The following is a 16,914-nucleotide window of genomic DNA, read 5'->3' on the forward strand; positions in this document are numbered from 1 at the left end:
TAATGATGAAGAAAACAGACATCTGCACCATAGAAAACTCAAAAATAATCCTCAATGACCAAATTATTTTTGAATCCGAAACCGAAAATTTCTCAGACTTTGCAAAAGAAGCTTACAAAACTTTAGAACTGAATTATCCTAAATTTCATAAAATGGATAATCTCAGCAAACTCGCTTTTCTTGCATCCGAAATGATTCTGAAAAACGATGACCACAGCAATACCGCATTGGTTTTTGCCAACAAATCCTCAAGCCTTGACACCGATTTTAAATATCAGGAAAGCATTAATTCTCAGGACAATTATTTCCCGAGTCCTGCAGTTTTTGTGTACACTTTACCTAATATTTGCGTCGGCGAAATCAGCATCAAACATAAAATGCAGACCGAAAATGCTTTTTTCGTCTTGGATAAATTTGATAAAGAATTTTTGAATTCATACGCGGCACAGATTCTGCAATCAGGGAAAGCTGAAAAAGTCTTGTGTGGCTGGGTCGAACTATATCAGGAAAGTTATAAAGCTTTTGTATATTTGCTGAGTTTGTAAAAAAAATTAGATTATTGAATACTTGGTAGTTTATCAAACAAATCTAAGTTTAAAGTAGTCGAATCTGACCACTTTAGAATGGAAGTAATTTGCCGAATTTATCACTTCAAATTTTTGAATTTTTCGTGAAATAATTAAAGTATGAATAGAGATTCTAAAATTTTATTGAAAAATAATTTAGTTAATTTTATCAAATTTTTTTTTGAAGTTGATATAAATCTATTTACAAAATTTTTGATTGAAGTTGACGAAAGCGAAAAAATAGATTGGTCAAAGCAACCATCAGGATTAATGCTTACTTTTTTAAGCGTAACAAATAATAAGAATAACAAATTAGAAATAGAATTAATAATTGAACTTTTAACAACTGATAGAAATGAAATCCCTATATGGATTAAGGTTATAGAAGTTGAAAAAGCTAAAATTTACAAATTAATAATTTGTAAAAGATTTAGAAAGAAAAAAGTTGTTGAAGAATGGCATAGAAACTCAGATTTTTATCCATTTATAATATAATTACAAACAGTATCAATTATTATTTAATACTGATAAATTAAAAATAAATTATGAGCGATTTAAAATTAGAATTAAAAAACAAAATCATAGAAGTTCTTAATCTTGAGGACGTTGCAGTAGAAGAAATCAAAGATACAGACCCACTTTTCGGTGGAGGTCTTGGTTTGGATTCTATCGACGCTTTGGAATTAATCGTACTTCTCGACAAAGACTACGGAATCAAATTGTCTGACCCGAAAAAAGGAAAAGAAATCTTCCAGTCTATCGAAGTGATGGCAAAATACATCGAAGAAAACAGAACAAAATAATTCAATCTAACAATGTATCAATCTAGCAATGTACCAATATTGTTACACTGTTAAATTGATGCATTGGTACATTATAAAAGGATGAGTCAAAAAATTGCCATTACAGGGATGGGCATCATTTCCTCCATTGGTAACAATGTCGGGGAAAATTTTATTTCGTTGACGACCGGTAAACACGGCATTTCAGACATCGAACTGTTTGAAACACGCCACGCCGGAAGCATCAAAACCGGCGAGATAAAATTGTCTAATGAAGAACTTGTGCAGAAACTTCAGTTGGATGAAGATAACAATGTTACAAGAACCGCTTTGTTGGGAATGGTGGCAGCAAAAGAAGCGGTAGAAAGCGCCGGAATTTCAGACATTAACGAATATAAAACCGGACTCATTTCCTCCACCAGCGTGGGCGGAATGGACATCACCGAAAAGTATTTCTACATCTACGAAGATTTCCCTGAAAAGCAAAAATATATCGACGCTCACGATGCCGGAAATTCATCTTTGGCAATTGCAGAATTGTTAGGTCTGAAAGGAATGGTTTCTACCATCAGCACGGCCTGTTCGTCTGCAGCAAATGCAATTATGATGGGCGCAAAACTCATCAAAAATGGCGTTCTTGACCGAGTGATTGTCGGCGGAACAGATTCACTTTCGAAGTTTACTTTGAATGGTTTTAATACGCTGATGATTCTCACAGATTCTTACAACACGCCTTTCGACAACGACAGAAAAGGTCTGAACTTGGGTGAAGCAGCCGCTTTCCTTGTTTTGGAATCTGATGAAGTTGTCAAAAAAGAAAATAAAAAAGTCCTCGCTTATCTTTCCGGTTATGGAAATGCCAACGATGCGCATCACCAGACCGCTTCTTCGGAAAACGGACAAGGTGCTTTTTTAGCAATGGAAAAAGCTTTGAAAGTTTCAGGTTTAGATAAAGAAAACATCGATTACATCAACGTTCACGGTACCGCAACTCCGAATAATGATTTGTCTGAAGGCATTGCAATGATTCGGATTTTTGGTAAGAATCAGGTTCCGGAATTCAGCTCTACGAAAGCATTTACCGGTCATACGTTGGCGGCGGCGGCGGGAATTGAAGCCGTTTATTCGATTTTGGCAATGCAGAACAATGTGATTTTTCCAAATTTAAATTTCAAAACAAAAATGGAAGAATTTGATTTGACGCCGGTTACCGAACTGAAAGAAAAAAATATCAACCACGTACTATCCAACTCATTTGGATTTGGCGGAAACTGTTCAACTTTAATTTTTTCTAAATAATGAGTGCGGTTTACATCAACAGTGTCGCCTGCATCTCGGTTCAGGACACTTTAAACGAAAATTTTTTCGACACTTTAAAACCTGAAAATTCAGTTCAGATTTTAAAAGCCATCGAGCCCAATTATAAAGAATTCATTCCGCCAGCGATGAGCCGGAGAATGTCTAAAATAGTAAAAATGAGCTCCGTAGCTTCTACAAAAGCGTTACAGGAAGCAGGAATTGAAAAACCCGATTCCATCATAGTTGGAACCGGAATGGGCTGTTCTCAGGATTCTGAAAAGTTCCTGAAAAATGTTTTGGAAAACAATGAAGAATTTCTGACGCCAACTTTTTTCATCCAATCTACACACAACACAGTTTCCGGGCAAATTGCTCTGGGATTGCAATGTCACGGCTATAATTTCACGTACGTCAACAGTTCATCTTCACTCGAATTTTCAATGCTGGATGCTAAACTTCAGATTTTGGATGGTGAGGCAGAAAATGTTTTAGTAGGTTCAACGGACGAACAAACGGAAAGAACGATGGAGCTCTATAAATTGAGTAATTCCATTAAAAAAGAAGAAAATCTTCCGGTTGATTATTTAAATTCAACGACGGAAGGTGTGATTTGGGGCGAAGGCTCAAGCTTTTTTGTTTTAGGAAAAGACAAAACTGAAGCTTCTTATGCACAATTAAAAGATATTCAAATTGTTAACTCATTAGAACTTAATGAAATTCAACCATTCATTGAAGATTTTTTAATTAAGAATAATTTGAAAAATGAAGAGATTGATGCTGTTATTTTAGGTTTCAGCGGAGATTCAGAATCGGATGTTTATTACAAAAATGCATCGGAATTATTTCCAAATTCTTTATTACTTTATTACAAGCATTTGAGTGGAGAATTCAATACTGCTAGTGGTTTTTCAACTTTTATGGCTTGTCAGATTTTAAAAAATCAGCAGATTCCCGCGGTGATGAAGATTAATGAAGTTGAAAAAGAAAGCATCAAAAATATTCTTCTCTACAATCATTTGGGAGGAATTGACCACAGTTTGGTTTTGCTGGAGAAAGCATAAAAAAACAACAGATAAAACTGTTCAAATAAAAAACACAAAAACAAAGGTGAAATGTCACACAGAATTTACATTTACAATGCATCAAACCCATCGGATGCCAGTGAAAGTGATGTAATGATGGTAGAATGGGGCTATGACGTCCCTCTGCTTCTTCAAAGTCTCTTCACGGATGAAGGTTTTGTTGCAGGAAATATTTACAATAACCACACAGAGCCTGATAATTTCGGGCTTTATTTTGATGCCCAAGCTGGTATTGAAAATTTTAAAAAGCTCTATCAGTTTTTAGAAAATTCAAATCTAATTGATGATTTCGAAAAATTTTCGGAGGCCAAAGAGAATTTATTCAATTATCTTGACAAGCTGAAGCAACCCTATTTTCATATCGATGCATGGGATGTTTTCAATATGAGCGATGTTTCGCATGAGGAACAGGCACAGCAGCTTTTAAAAGATATTCAACAGAATAATAACGTTTTTCATCAGGCTATCGAAGCTAATGATGCGACTTTGCTGGATGTAAAGCAATTTACCCGTGAATCAACTTTAGGATTTAGCAGTTTCAGGGAACTTTTGAATTATGTGGACTACGATTATGGTTGGGAACATATCTGGCAGGAAAATATCGAGCTTAATCAAGTGGAAATTTTCGAAGAAAATGAACTTTGGGGACTTAAAGATGAAAATGGAAATGTACTAATTCAGCCGATTTATAACGAATTTTATGCGTATGATTACTATTCAGACCTTGCCGTTGTTGTGAAAAACGAAAAGTATGGCTATGTAGATAAGCGAGGTGAAGAGATTACTCCCTTAATTTTTGATGATGCGTACGATTTCGAAATTTCTACAACAGCCATTGTAAAGACGGGCGAAAAATTTGGACTGATAAATTTGAAAGGTAAAGTTGTTCTCGAGCCTTTGTATGAAGAAATGATTTTTTTGGAAAATGACGGCAACAACGAAATTTTCACTGCAAAACTCAACGACAAATACGGCCTGATTACATCTAACGGCGAAGTGAAAATTGATTTTATATCCGACAATCCGTTTGAATCTAAAACGAGTTATTTCATCACAAAAGTAAATGGGCAAAAGGCGCACAAAATCTTCACCAGAAATTTTGTCTACGTTGGGGATTATCCAGAAAATGCACTTGAAGGATTGAGCCATAATCACATTTTGGTAAAGCCTCACAAAAACCAGCAGAAACACAAAATATTTGATGCTAAAGGAAATCTTTTGGTGGATGACTTTGATAAAATCGTTAGAACAGACTATCTTCCCGAAGCTTTGGTCATCCTTAAGAACAAAAAGAAAGCTCTTTTACATCTCGCAACAGGTGACTTGCGTTTAGATTTTGAATATGACCAGATTTCGGAGATGGTAATCCTGAGCAATAGTTTGGACTCAGATAAAATCCTTAAGGTAGAAAAAGATGGTTTGCTTGGTGTAATAGATTCTGGTGTTCCAGATGGATGGATTGTTGAAATGGGAAATTATAATGACGCCCTGTTTTTATCTAAAAATATTTATGCTTTACGAAGAGGCGATTTCTGGGCTCTAAAATATTTGAATGAAGATGAGCCATTAACTTTTGAATATGATTTAATTTGCAGAAAGCCTTTATATGATAGCGTTGCATACGCATTTTATGGCAATGATGTTTATGTTGTAAAAGAAGATGGTTTGGAGTTTGCAAATGCTTACGAGGTTTTGGAGGATGTTAAAGACGATTATTCAATATACTATTTTGATGCATTTGCAAAAAGGAAATTGTCTGAATACGTGAAAAGAGAAATTGGCGAACAGCCAGATTAACTGATAATTTAAAAATGAAGCACTACCCATTTATCATCTTCTATCTTTTCCTGAATGCCGTCGTTTACGCATTTCAGGGAACGATTTGGGTTTATATCTTCTGTTTCATCCTATTCTCTGCAATCGTAATCTATGGTTCGTTTGACATTCAGTTGGGATATTTTGTTAACAGTTTTACTCATAAACGAACAAAAATCAAAGAAGTTGCTTTGACTTTCGATGACGGACCGACAGAATTCACTCCGAAATTTTTAGATATTTTAAAAGAAAATAACGTCAAAGCCACCTTTTTCTGCATCGGAAAACAGATTGAAAAATATCCTGAAACTTTCCAGAGAATTATTGCGGAAGGTCATACAATTGGAAATCACACTTTTTCACATTCCAATAATACCGGATTTTTATCGACTTCAAAAATGATTGAGGAAATTGAAAAATGCGATGAAGTGATGTTGAAAATTGGCAGTTTTAAAACCGATTTGTACCGTCCACCTTTCGGCGTAACCAATCCGAATATCGCAAAAGCCATTAAGAAAACAAATAAAAAAAGCATCGGCTGGAATGTCCGTTCACTGGACACGGTGATTACGGATGAGAAGAAAATTTTAAAGAAAGTAAAAAGAAATTTACAAAAAGGAAGCATTATCCTGCTTCACGACACTTCTGAGAAAACGTACAATGTTTTGGTTGAATTATTGTTATTTTTGGAGCGTGAAAAATATTCAACTTTCACCATTGATTCAATCATTAAATCAGAAAAATAAATGTTTAAAAATATAGCTTTCTTCGCCTTTTTATTACTTTCAGGTTTTGTTTTTGCCCAAACTACAGCAATGACGAGTGCCGAATCCAAAGCATTTGTGACAAAAATTTCTGCCGAAACGAAGGAAATTAAAACTTTACAAAGCGATTTCGTTCAGACAAAAAAAATGGATTTTTTAGATAAAAACATTGTCACACAAGGGAAAATGTCTTTAAAATCACCAAATACACTGAGCTGGAAATACACAAAACCTTATCAGTACAGCATTATCTTTAAGGAAAACAAAATTTTCATCAACGACCAAGGGAAAAAATCTTCGGTTGATGCAAAGAGCAAAACTTTTGAAAAAATAAATAAACTGATTGTAGGAAGCTCAAACGGAAAAATGTTCAGCGACCCTGAATTTTCTGTGGTTTATATGAAAAATTCAAGTTCAAATATCGCGAAATTCACCCCGAAATCTGCGCAGTTGCTGAAATACATTAAGCAAATCGAACTTCATTTTCCTAAAAATCAGTCGACGGTTTCGCAGGTGAATATGACTGAGGCTTCAGGAGATACAACGAATATTGTTTTTAAAAACACCAAAATCAATGCGCCGATTCCTGCTTCTGAGTTTTCTTTATAGTTCATTTTTGTTGCTGATCTTTTCGTGCAGAACGTATCATCTTGCAGATGCAAAACCAATTGAAAATTCCGAAAAAGTAGTTGAAAATCTGTACTTTTCTTCAAACGAAGATTATGTTTACAAATGCCAAATGGAAGTTTACGGCAACGACATCAGTGGAATTCTTATCATTAAAAAAATCTCCGAAACCACGCACAGAGTTGTGATGACCTCAGATTTTGGCAATAAAATGATTGATTTTGAAATCTCTGAAAATGACTTCAAACTAAATTATGTCTTGGCAGATTTAGACAAAAAAATGGTAATCAATTTTCTAAAAAATGATTTTCAGGAATTATTAAGACAAAAATATCCTGTTGCCGAAAGTTTTAAAAATGACAACTCAAATATTTTCAGATCAGAATTAAACACGAAAAATTATTACCTGTATTTTAACAAAGAAAATTCTCTTCTCACGCAAATTGTTTATACTAAGAACAGAAAGGAAAAGATCAATTTTAGTTTTGAAGCTAAAAAACCTACTTTTGCAGAGGCGATTCATCTTGAACACAAAGATTTTAAGATCAATATCAAACTATTTCAAATAACCGAAACAGAATAAAATGCAGACCATACTTACAGATTTTTACACTCTCGAAAGCTCTGAAAAATTAGAAAACGGAAGTTTTTCAGCAAATATTACACTGAATAAAGATCACAATATTTTTAACGGTCACTTTCCCGGAAATCCCGTTACACCAGGCGTTTGTATGATGCAGATCGTAAAAGAGCTTACAGAAGAATTTACAGGAAAAAAATTATTCCTGAAATCTGCATCCAACGTGAAATTTATGGCCATTATCAATCCTTTTGAGACGCCGGATCTTACAATGCAGCTTGACATCAAGGAAATTGAAAACGAAGTGAAGGTAAAAAATACAACTGCTTTTGGCGAGACTATTGCATTAAAACTGTCTGTTAATTATACTAAAATTTAAGATATGAAATCGCTTATCCGGCGATTCAAATGACATTTAAACACAAAATTCCACATGAAACTTTTACTTTCTTTTATAACAGTACTGTTTTTATTTTTCCAGAGCGGTGATTTGGATGCCCTGAGAAATGCGTATTCAAAAGCCAATTCTTCAAACGAAGGCGCAAAAAACTTCATCGATTTAGCAGATAAAAGTTCATCTTCAGATGCATTAACGAAAGGCTACAAAGCTGCGGCAGAAATCCTGGAAGCTAAGGTGACGACCGAGAAAAACAAAAGAAAATCTTTCGTGAAATCCGGCGCTACGGAATTAGAAAGTGTGATAAAATCTAATCCAAATAACGTCGAATTGCGGTTAATCAGAATGAGTGTTCAGGAGAACATTCCAAAAATCGTGGGCTATTCAAAGAATTTAAAAGAAGATAAAGCATACATTCTAAGCAACTATTCAAAGCAGAATACTGCGCTGAAAACGTATATCAAAAAGTTCGCGATGCAGTCTAAAACGATGACCGCAACAGAAAAAAATTCATTGAAATAGATGACACTTTCTGAAGTACAGAATGCAATTGACGACAGGAAAATCTGCGTTTTAATTCCGACTTACAACAACGAAAAAACGCTGAGAAGAGTTATTGACGGCGTTTTGGAATATACTCAAAACATCATCGTTGTCAACGACGGTTCTACCGATTCCACTTCAGAAATTCTAAAAACATACCCTCAGATTACCGTTCTCCATCTTCCCCAAAATAAAGGCAAAGGAAACGGACTGAAAATTGGTTTCAGAAAAGCAAAAGATCTCGGTTTTCATCACGCCATCACGATTGATTCAGATGGGCAGCATTACCCAAACGATATTCCCGTTTTTGTGGAAGCTTTGCTTGCGGAAAACGAAGACGTTCTGCTTATAGGCAACCGGAACATGTCGCAGGACGGCATTCCCAAAAAAAGCAGTTTCGGAAACCGTTTTTCCAACTTCTGGTTTTGGTTTGAGACCGGCATTAAGCTGGAAGACACGCAATCTGGCTACCGTTTGTATCCTTTACACAAAATTCCGAAGAAATATTTCACTCCAAAATTTGAGTTCGAAATCGAAATCATTGTCCGAACGGCCTGGCGTCATGTTCCAGTAAAAAACGTTCCGATTAAAGTGCTTTATGACCCTGCAGAAAGGGTTTCACACTTCAGACCCTTCAAAGATTTCACGCGGATCAGTATTCTGAACACGGTGTTGGTCACCATCACGCTGTTTTACATTATTCCAAGAAATTTCATCCGTAATTTCAGAAAAAAAAGTTTTAAAAGATTTATTAAAGAAGACGTTTTGGAAAGCAACGGCAGCAACCGCACCAAGGCTTTTTCAATCGCTCTGGGCGTTTTTGTGGGCTTCTCACCATTCTGGGGATTTCACACTTTGCTGGTCATTTCCCTTTCCGTGCTTTTTAAACTCAATAAAGTTCTCGCATTCATCGCATCCAATGTTAGTTTGCCACCGTTTATTCCGTTTATTATTGTTGCTTCCCTGTTTTTGGGTTCGTCTTTCGTTGCGGGAGAAAGTGATATTTTCAATCAGGAATGGAATTTCGAACTGGTAAAAAATCACTTTTTACAGTATATCATCGGAAGCATGATTTTAGCAATTTCCATGTCAGCTATTTCGTGGATTGCCACGTTTCTGTTCTTAAATAAGGTCAGTCCAGAGAATAATTAAAATAATTTGGGCAGCTGTATCCGCCTTCCACTCCCAATCTTTTTTGCTTCACTTTTTTGCTAATTGAAATATACCACAAGCAAAAAAGGATTTCCGTTCAAGTCGGGCTGCAAAGACGTTTTGTCTTTTTTTTTAATATTTTGAACAACCAAAACTCAATAAAATATTTCAGTTTTATATCAATTTTTCTTCCCGTGCTCTTCCATCTAACACAGCCACGAAGTGGATAAAACCTTTAGAAACGAAGAATAAATGAATAGAACCACGAATTTTTAAATTTAAATAGCTCTTGGTGAAATCGAGCAACCGAATTAGGCGAAGACAATCCAAGGATTACAAATAAGACAACAACAGAACCACGAAGTGGTTCAATTTGAATAGCCGTGGGTGAAACCCATGGATGAAAACAACACAGAAAATGAACCACGAAGTGGTTCAACTAATCATTTCAATCTCCTCACCGTTTTCCTCAAAAATTCCTCAACATTCTCTCTGTCCGGAACCGTTGTGATCTCCTTCGTCAATGCTTTTTCAAATTCAGTTTTCGCTTTTGAATATTCTTTCTGTTTAAAATAATATTTCCCGGCCTGATAATAAACCAGCCAAAAATCAGGATTCAAAGACTGATAATTCGGAATAAAATCATCCGTTAAAACGACATCATCACCATCAATTGCATGCTGAACTTCACCGTTGGCAAACTTAAATTCTTCATAATCCTTAAATTCTTTAGACTCAATAAACGGATCTTTGGCAATATTCAATTCTGTTTTGGCAAAGTCGCCATCTTTCAATCTTTGATCAGAGAAAATCTCATTTAAATCATAACATACAAATTCCCCCAACTGATACGGACTGGAAGACACCCAAACCAATCTTTTCTCAGGCGAAAAAATCACAGCATGATGCGCCAGAAGCTGATTAATGGCTTTCTCATTTCCATAACCAATACTCTTGTCTTGTAAACCGGATTTGTCCCTTAAAATCGAAGCCATTGTCTCAGGATTAAGCTTTTTATTTGTCTGTAAAAGCTCATGAAGCTTTTCAAAACGGTATTCTGAATGGCTTTCTACAATATGTTTTTGATTTCTTTCATCATTTTTATAAGCATCAGACTGAAAATGATTAGTACAAAAAACCTTACTGGAATTCGCCATATCATAAACACCGAAATTCTTAGGTGAAACTTCAATAATGACTGCTTTTTTATCATTTGCACTTCCAACTAAGATAGATTCGGACACAAAAACCTTTCGTTTCTTGGCAATCGCAATCGCCTCTTCTATATTTTTAGCATACTGTAAAATCTCTCTAGTCACCAAAGAAATCGGTGTTTTTGCCGTCATGGGAATTTTAGATTTTCCTGCGTTGATCGTCACCGTAATTCCTTCCTTATTCATTCCGGAAACCACGCCAATCATCCCGGGCCAACTTACACTCATGTACGGAATTCCAATTTCCGGTTCTACAAATTCGATGAGTTTATTTTTAGCAAAATCATCACCGACATAGAAATCGAAGTTTCTTCCAATCAGCAAATCACCGTCTTCGGTCTTTTCATTCCAAACCGCAAGCGAAGTACAGCCAACGACCATCAAATCCTGCATGGCGTGGCCGATGTCGTGCGCACCATGCAGATACATTGCTCTACTGAATTTTGGTGCGATATAATCATATCTGTCTGATGAATATTGGGATAATCCGTACAATTCTGCCTGAAAATCATCTCTCACATTGAGATACATTTTTCGGTTATACCATTTCAGGAAACCGCGCAAAAGATTCTGTTTGAGTTTCGACGGAACAAAAGTTTCCACTTTCGAAAAGAAAATCTCTTCCTGCTTCTGCATAAGATTTTGCGTTAAAGCACCATTGTTATAGCCCAACTGTAAAGGATTTCCTTTGATATACAATTCCCAAAGCTGCAGTTTGTTTTTGGTCAAATAATTTTGATGAAATGAAAAAGTAGAATCGTTGATTTTCTCCACTTTTGGGATTTCCAACCCATATTGTTTAATTTCAGGAACATGTTTTACAGACTTTCTCGTTGCGCAGGAAATCAGATTTAAAACCAAAAAAATAAAAACCAAATACTTACTTTTCATCGGTTAGATTTAAAATTTTAGACAATCGTTCATCGATCAAATCCTTTCCCAAGATCTCAGCACAGGTGTTGAATGCGCCAATGGTACAGCCTAAAATTCCGTGCATGTTCACAGATTGTCCTGTCAGGAAAAGATTATCAATTTTAGTTCTTGGCGAAACCATTGTTTTCAATGGATTTTCAGAACTTTTGATGTAGCCGTACATATTTCCCTCAAAACTTCCGATATAATCGCGGTATGACAATGGAGAAGATGTGTAAATATTTTTAATCGCAGTTCTGAGATTGGGAATCTTCTTTTCCAAAGCCTGAATCATTTTTTCAGCTTTTTCACGTTTAAATTTTTCATACAGTTTAGCTCTTTCCTGTTGGTTGGCTATCGTATTGAACGTATTTTCCCATTCTTTCACCTCTGCAAAATCCATGTAGGAGATTGCCGTTAGGCTTTCTGCAAACTCTGGATGATGCTTTGAAGGCGTTGAAGAAAGCATATACGTTTCCGGCCAGTTTTCTTTTTTATATTGAAAAGCTTTCCAAACTAAATCTTTAGATGAAAAGTGATATACATTGTAATTGAAATTGGAAATAGTATTCGGTTTTAAAACAAGATACACACTGAAACATGATGAAACCGGCTCCCAACTTAAGATTCTGTTCAGAAAAGATTTTTTCAGTCTACTTTCTCCAATCAATCTTATGACAGAACGAATCTCAATATTTGATATAAACTGAGTGGCAGAATATTCTTTTCCCGCTGTTGTTTTTACGGATGTCAAAGTATTGTTTTCATTAAAGATAAATTCAGAAACCTCAGAATGTTTGTGAACTTCCGCTCCGTATTCCCGTAATTTTTTGATCAGCAGTTTTGAAATCTGGCTTCCGCCTTTTACGCATTTATAAGCACTTTGAATATAGGAATTGACCGTCAGCGCATGAACGTAAAATGGCGTATCCTCAGAATCTCCGGCATACAGAAAGTTGGAGCCGAGCAATACTGCCTGAAGTTTTTCATTGGAAGTGATTGACTCAATGAATCTTTTAGTGTTGAGATGCAAAATCTCTTCGTTGTAATTGTTTTGTCCGACCACATTGTATCGTGGAAAATAATTGCATACCCTCTGAATTTCCTCGCAATAATTCTCCAGATTTTCTTTCTCCTCAGGAAAATATTTTGAAAGCTGTTGTACAAAATTATCGTAACCCTGTGCATGTGGATATTCGATTTCATCACCTCCAAAAGTGATTTTATCGTAACCGTTTTCATCCATTTTCTGGAGTTGGAGGTCATCGATAATTTCTAAATACGAAAAAAATTGATGAAGGTTTTGCCCTTTTGATAAACCACCCAAATAGTGAACGCCGGTATCGAAAATGAGTTTATCCCTTGAAAACGTCTGAAGATTTCCGCCATATTGGTTGTTTTTTTCGAGCACGCAGACTTTTAAGCCTTCTTTCGCTAAAATAAGCGCCGAAACAAGACCGCCGAGACCGCTGCCGATGACCAATATGTCGTAGTTTTTTTTCAAATTTTGATTATTGTTTTTAACCGCAAAAGGTACAAAAGTTTATCAAACTTGTTAGAATAAAATGTGCTTATTTAATCGCTAAGCACGCTCATATTTTCTCTAAATCTGCCTGCATATTTCCGTTCGGAAGGACTTTCTACTCAGCAAAGTCATAGAATTTAACTGTTTATGATCAAACCTCATAGGTTTTGGAAACCTATGAGGTTTCAGGCGGTAAGTTTCAAAAACAACTCCTCAGAAACAAGATGCATTACACTTGCCTCTTTTAACTTTTTACTTGGCTCTTTTAAACACCGAATTGCCCGCAGCCCGACTTGAGTGGAGCTCTTTTTGTAAGCCTTGGGAAAGCTATGGCACAAAAAAGCGGGAACGGAAGGCGGAAAAGCTGCCCAAATAAAAGTTAGCAATTCGATATCAAATAAGAAATCAATCTACATCATCCCAGAAATCGAAGTAATTGAACCACTGCAATGGATATTTTTTGATCATCGATTCGAGATTTTGGGTGTAGGAGTTGAGAAGTCCCTGAGCATCGCGTTTTTTGACCTGCTGAGCCACTCTTGCATATAAATGGTAATGGAGATTTTTTTCTTTCATCACATATACATAAACCACGGGAACGCCCAAACGTGAGGCAATGAGAAACGGACCGGCCGGAAATTTTGCACTTTTTCCGAGTAAGTCTGCTTCAAGAAATTTTGAACCTTCAAAATAACGGTCGCCGGTAAAGCAAATGAGTTCGTTTTTTGACAATGCTTCGTTGATGTCGAAAATATGCGACATATCATCTTTAACATAGATAAATTTGATGTTGCTTTGCTTTATAGAAACGCTTTCGAGGTATTCTTTAATAACCGTAACTTCCTGATCGGTGGTGACTAAATTGATCTGACATTCAAAATCGATGTCGGCAAAAAAATGTTCGGCAATCTCGAAATTCCCGATGTGGGCACTGATGAGAACGCCGCCTTTTTTTTCGGCTAAAAGGTTTCTGAGGTTTTCAATTCCGTCGAATTCGTAGGTGTATTTTTCACGTAAGCCTGCTGAAATTGCGGTTTTGTCAATTAAGGTCTGACCGAATGTGAAGTAACTTTTATAAACTGAAATTTTTGATTTCCAAGAGCTGAAACTGAGGCGTTTTTTGAAGTAATATGAAATGTAAAGATTACTCTTTTTTTCGAACAGAAAATAGTACGAAGCCACAAAATAAAGCACAAAATATGAACTGCGGATTCCTATGTTTCTAATGCACCAGACGAAGATTCTGTATCCTAAGATGGTGCCTTTAGACTTGCCTTTCCACTTGTTCATAATACTAATTTAACAATGTAGCAGTGTAACAATGTAACAATACCTTACAAATTGGTAAACTGATACATTGGTAGATTATTACATTATTTTTATTGCTACATTTTTAAGGAGATTTTATTTTCGATTACCGAGTAGAAATCGTTGAAAGTGATAATGTCTTTGAAATCGGCTTCACCTAATTTCACACCAAAATTAGATTCGATGACCACCACCAAATCGATATAATCTAAACTGTCTAAACCCAAAGTTTTCTTGAAATGGGCATCATTGCTGATCTCATCGCCATCTACCTCAAACTCATTGATTAAAAAATCATTAGCAATGGCAACAATTTTTTCTCTTTCCATGTTTTTTTATTCAAATTTTTTAACGATCAATGCGGAATTGGTTCCCCCAAACCCGAAAGAATTCGACAAAAATACGTCAATTTTTTGATTTTTAGTTTCGGAGATTAAATTTATCCTTTTTGCATCTTCGTCAGGATTTTCCAGATTGATATTCGGAGCCACAAAACCGTTCTGCATCATCAGGATGGAGTAAATCACTTCACTCGCGCCTGCCATCCAGCATTCGTGCCCCGTCATCGATTTGGTCGAACTTACAGGAACTTCACTTCCGAAAATTTCGTGAATTGCTTTTGCTTCGTTGGAGTCGCCGATAGGTGTAGAAGTCGCATGGGCATTGATATAGTCGATATCTTTTACTTCCAGACCTGACTGTTTTAAAGCACGGTTCATAGCCAAAGCGGGACCGTCGATATTTGGGGTAGAAATATGTCCGCCGTTTGAAGAAAAGCCGTAACCAACAATTTCTGCGATGATGTTGGCACCTCTTTTTTGAGCTGATTCTAGACTTTCCACAATCAAAGAAGCTGCTCCGCCACTTGGAATTAAGCCATCTCTGTCTGAATCAAAAGGTCTTGAAGCTTTGGTTGGTTCATCTTCTCTCACTGAAAAAACGCCCAAACCATCGAAGCTCGCCATTGAATATTTATTGGTTTCCTGAGCACCGCCACAAACGATGATGTCCTGAAAACCGTTTTTGATCATCATATACGCCAATCCCAAAGAATGAGAACCGCTTGCACAGGCCGCGCTGATGGTTAAATTGATTCCTCTTAATTTAAAAATAGTAGAAAGGTTCATCGTCACGGTAGAGTTCATCGATTTGAAGATTGCTCCCGAACCCATCAAAGTGGTATCTTTTTTCTCTCTTGCGATGTCGATCGATTCTACGACGGCTTTAGAAACGCTGTCGTTTCCGTATAAAATTCCGACTTCGTTCTGGTCTAAAAAATCCTGATTGATATTCGCCTGTTGTAAAGCATCAAGTGTTGCAATGTAGGCATACTCGCTTTCTTCGCCCATGCTTACGCGCTGGCGTCGGTTGAGATGATTTTTAAGATCGGGCTTGGGAACCACGCCGCTAAGACCTGATCTGAAACCAAACTCCTTTCTCTCATCGACTAAAACAATTCCGGATTTACCTTGATACAGGGATTCTTTCACTTCTTCCAAAGAAGTTCCGATGCAAGAATAAATTCCCATTCCGGTAATGACTACCCTATTTTCCATTCTACAAATTCAAGATTTAAAATTCAAAATTTAAAATTGCAACTGTAAATTTTATGAATAAATTCCTCCGTTAATATTAATAATTTCTCCTGTGATGTATGAAGATTTTTTTGAGGCTAAAAACGCGACCAAATCTGCCACCTCTTCTGCTTCGCCGAAACGGTTGGCTGGTATCATCGCTTTCAGTTCATCTTCATTGAAATCCTGCGTCATATCGGTTTTAATGAAACCTGGCGCGACTGCATTTACTGTGATATTTCTTTTCGCAACTTCCTGAGCCAACGCTTTTGTAACACCAACCAAAGCGCCTTTGGCGGCTGAGTAATTGGTTTGTCCGGCCGTTCCTTTCACTCCGGATACGGAAACCATATTGATGATTCTGCCGTATTTGTTTCTCAATAATTTCTGAATGAAGAAATTAGTCACGTTGTAAAAACCATTTAAACTCGTGTTAATCACCGAGTTCCAGTCTTCACTTGGCATCCACATGAATAATCCGTCTCTTGTGATTCCAGCGTTGTTGATGATAACCTCAACGATAGATTTTGGATTATTTTCCTGCCATTCATTTAAAACTTTTTGAGTTTCTTCGGCATTTCCTACATCGAATTTAAGAATTTCTCCTGTAGAACCCAACTCTTCAACTTTGGCTAAAGTTTCCTTTGCTGCAACTTCATTGGAAGTGTAGTTGATAAGAATATGATAATTTTTTTCTTCTGCCAGTTTTATACAGATTGCTCTGCCGATACCCCGGGAACCACCTGTTATGATTGTACATTTCATGTATATGTC

Annotated in this window: 18 protein-coding genes; 12 read left to right on the forward strand and 6 right to left on the reverse strand. The window is 36.3% G+C overall.

The features are described 5' to 3' along the window. The first annotated feature begins 2 nt into the window (after positions 1-2). From IC610_RS14265 to IC610_RS14320, 12 genes are all read left to right on the forward strand, one after another. Positions 3-545, forward strand: coding sequence for a 3-oxoacyl-ACP synthase (locus IC610_RS14265; protein WP_191737450.1), 543 nt, complete (start codon positions 3-5; stop codon positions 543-545). A 141-nt stretch (positions 546-686) separates the two neighbouring features. Next, complete coding sequence (locus IC610_RS14270; protein WP_191737451.1) at positions 687-1,061, forward strand: hypothetical protein; 375 nt, start codon at positions 687-689, stop codon at positions 1,059-1,061. Between the two features lie 50 nt (positions 1,062-1,111). Then, entirely contained in the window at positions 1,112-1,369 is a 258-nt protein-coding gene (locus IC610_RS14275) for a phosphopantetheine-binding protein (protein WP_191737452.1), read from the forward strand. Positions 1,370-1,450: 81 nt separating this feature from the next. After that, positions 1,451-2,647, forward strand: coding sequence for a beta-ketoacyl-[acyl-carrier-protein] synthase family protein (locus IC610_RS14280; protein ID WP_191737453.1), 1,197 nt, complete (start codon positions 1,451-1,453; stop codon positions 2,645-2,647). Next, positions 2,647-3,708, forward strand: coding sequence for a beta-ketoacyl synthase N-terminal-like domain-containing protein (locus tag IC610_RS14285; RefSeq protein WP_191737454.1), 1,062 nt, complete (start codon positions 2,647-2,649; stop codon positions 3,706-3,708). The genes IC610_RS14280 and IC610_RS14285 overlap by 1 nt, the downstream gene beginning before the upstream one ends. Positions 3,709-3,759: 51 nt before the next feature. Continuing rightward, positions 3,760-5,526, forward strand: coding sequence for a WG repeat-containing protein (locus tag IC610_RS14290; RefSeq protein WP_191737455.1), 1,767 nt, complete (start codon positions 3,760-3,762; stop codon positions 5,524-5,526). Positions 5,527-5,540: 14 nt separating this feature from the next. Then, positions 5,541-6,290, forward strand: a complete 750-nt coding sequence (locus tag IC610_RS14295) for a polysaccharide deacetylase family protein (protein WP_191737456.1) — start codon at positions 5,541-5,543, stop codon at positions 6,288-6,290. Further along, a complete protein-coding gene (locus IC610_RS14300; protein WP_191737457.1) occupies positions 6,291-6,917 on the forward strand; it encodes a LolA family protein in 627 nt (208 codons plus the stop codon). After that, positions 6,883-7,518: a hypothetical protein gene (locus tag IC610_RS14305; protein WP_191737458.1), complete on the forward strand. Its 636-nt coding sequence runs from the start codon at positions 6,883-6,885 to the stop codon at positions 7,516-7,518. The genes IC610_RS14300 and IC610_RS14305 overlap by 35 nt, the downstream gene beginning before the upstream one ends. Position 7,519: 1 nt before the next feature. Next, positions 7,520-7,894, forward strand: a complete 375-nt coding sequence (locus IC610_RS14310; protein WP_191737459.1) for a 3-hydroxyacyl-ACP dehydratase — start codon at positions 7,520-7,522, stop codon at positions 7,892-7,894. Positions 7,895-7,948: 54 nt separating this feature from the next. Next, complete coding sequence (locus tag IC610_RS14315; RefSeq protein WP_191737460.1) at positions 7,949-8,434, forward strand: hypothetical protein; 486 nt, start codon at positions 7,949-7,951, stop codon at positions 8,432-8,434. Further along, entirely contained in the window at positions 8,435-9,607 is a 1,173-nt protein-coding gene (locus IC610_RS14320; RefSeq protein WP_191737461.1) for a DUF2062 domain-containing protein, read from the forward strand. Between the two features lie 443 nt (positions 9,608-10,050). Here IC610_RS14320 and IC610_RS14325 read toward each other — a convergent pair whose 3' ends face one another. The 6 genes from IC610_RS14325 to fabG all read right to left on the reverse strand — a co-directional run bounded on the left by IC610_RS14325 (position 10,051) and on the right by fabG (position 16,905). Continuing rightward, positions 10,051-11,712, reverse strand: coding sequence for a C45 family autoproteolytic acyltransferase/hydolase (locus tag IC610_RS14325; protein WP_191737462.1), 1,662 nt, complete (start codon positions 11,710-11,712; stop codon positions 10,051-10,053). Then, complete coding sequence (locus IC610_RS14330; protein WP_191737463.1) at positions 11,702-13,237, reverse strand: phytoene desaturase family protein; 1,536 nt, start codon at positions 13,235-13,237, stop codon at positions 11,702-11,704. The genes IC610_RS14325 and IC610_RS14330 overlap by 11 nt, the downstream gene beginning before the upstream one ends. Before the next feature lie 426 nt (positions 13,238-13,663). Then, a complete protein-coding gene (locus tag IC610_RS14335) occupies positions 13,664-14,548 on the reverse strand; it encodes an LpxL/LpxP family acyltransferase (RefSeq protein WP_191737464.1) in 885 nt (294 codons plus the stop codon). 95 nt (positions 14,549-14,643) lie between these two features. Then, entirely contained in the window at positions 14,644-14,895 is a 252-nt protein-coding gene (locus tag IC610_RS14340; protein ID WP_191737465.1) for an acyl carrier protein, read from the reverse strand. 6 nt (positions 14,896-14,901) lie between these two features. After that, on the reverse strand, positions 14,902-16,122 hold the full coding sequence (locus tag IC610_RS14345) for a beta-ketoacyl-[acyl-carrier-protein] synthase family protein (protein ID WP_191737466.1): 1,221 nt from the start codon (positions 16,120-16,122) through the stop codon (positions 14,902-14,904). Positions 16,123-16,173: 51 nt separating this feature from the next. Then, complete coding sequence (fabG, locus tag IC610_RS14350) at positions 16,174-16,905, reverse strand: 3-oxoacyl-ACP reductase FabG (RefSeq protein ID WP_191737467.1); 732 nt, start codon at positions 16,903-16,905, stop codon at positions 16,174-16,176. Positions 16,906-16,914: the final 9 nt, after the last annotated feature.

The sequence above is a fragment of the Chryseobacterium caseinilyticum genome (assembly GCF_014837145.1).
Classification (GTDB): domain Bacteria; phylum Bacteroidota; class Bacteroidia; order Flavobacteriales; family Weeksellaceae; genus Chryseobacterium; species Chryseobacterium caseinilyticum.

What these genes read in the sequence shown, in the direction of transcription:
- IC610_RS14265 (WP_191737450.1), top strand. Translation starts at nt 3, where the DNA reads ATGATGAAGAAAACAGACATCTGCACCATAGAAAACTCAAAAATAATC.
- IC610_RS14270 (WP_191737451.1), top strand. Translation starts at nt 687, where the DNA reads ATGAATAGAGATTCTAAAATTTTATTGAAAAATAATTTAGTTAATTTT.
- IC610_RS14275 (WP_191737452.1), top strand. Translation starts at nt 1,112, where the DNA reads ATGAGCGATTTAAAATTAGAATTAAAAAACAAAATCATAGAAGTTCTT.
- IC610_RS14280 (WP_191737453.1), top strand. Translation starts at nt 1,451, where the DNA reads ATGAGTCAAAAAATTGCCATTACAGGGATGGGCATCATTTCCTCCATT.
- IC610_RS14285 (WP_191737454.1), top strand. Translation starts at nt 2,647, where the DNA reads ATGAGTGCGGTTTACATCAACAGTGTCGCCTGCATCTCGGTTCAGGAC.
- IC610_RS14290 (WP_191737455.1), top strand. Translation starts at nt 3,760, where the DNA reads ATGTCACACAGAATTTACATTTACAATGCATCAAACCCATCGGATGCC.
- IC610_RS14295 (WP_191737456.1), top strand. Translation starts at nt 5,541, where the DNA reads ATGAAGCACTACCCATTTATCATCTTCTATCTTTTCCTGAATGCCGTC.
- IC610_RS14300 (WP_191737457.1), top strand. Translation starts at nt 6,291, where the DNA reads ATGTTTAAAAATATAGCTTTCTTCGCCTTTTTATTACTTTCAGGTTTT.
- IC610_RS14305 (WP_191737458.1), top strand. Translation starts at nt 6,883, where the DNA reads ATGCGCCGATTCCTGCTTCTGAGTTTTCTTTATAGTTCATTTTTGTTG.
- IC610_RS14310 (WP_191737459.1), top strand. Translation starts at nt 7,520, where the DNA reads ATGCAGACCATACTTACAGATTTTTACACTCTCGAAAGCTCTGAAAAA.
- IC610_RS14315 (WP_191737460.1), top strand. Translation starts at nt 7,949, where the DNA reads ATGAAACTTTTACTTTCTTTTATAACAGTACTGTTTTTATTTTTCCAG.
- IC610_RS14320 (WP_191737461.1), top strand. Translation starts at nt 8,435, where the DNA reads ATGACACTTTCTGAAGTACAGAATGCAATTGACGACAGGAAAATCTGC.
- IC610_RS14325 (WP_191737462.1), bottom strand. Translation starts at nt 11,712, where the DNA reads ATGAAAAGTAAGTATTTGGTTTTTATTTTTTTGGTTTTAAATCTGATT.
- IC610_RS14335 (WP_191737464.1), bottom strand. Translation starts at nt 14,548, where the DNA reads ATGAACAAGTGGAAAGGCAAGTCTAAAGGCACCATCTTAGGATACAGA.
- IC610_RS14340 (WP_191737465.1), bottom strand. Translation starts at nt 14,895, where the DNA reads ATGGAAAGAGAAAAAATTGTTGCCATTGCTAATGATTTTTTAATCAAT.
- IC610_RS14345 (WP_191737466.1), bottom strand. Translation starts at nt 16,122, where the DNA reads ATGGAAAATAGGGTAGTCATTACCGGAATGGGAATTTATTCTTGCATC.
- fabG (WP_191737467.1), bottom strand. Translation starts at nt 16,905, where the DNA reads ATGAAATGTACAATCATAACAGGTGGTTCCCGGGGTATCGGCAGAGCA.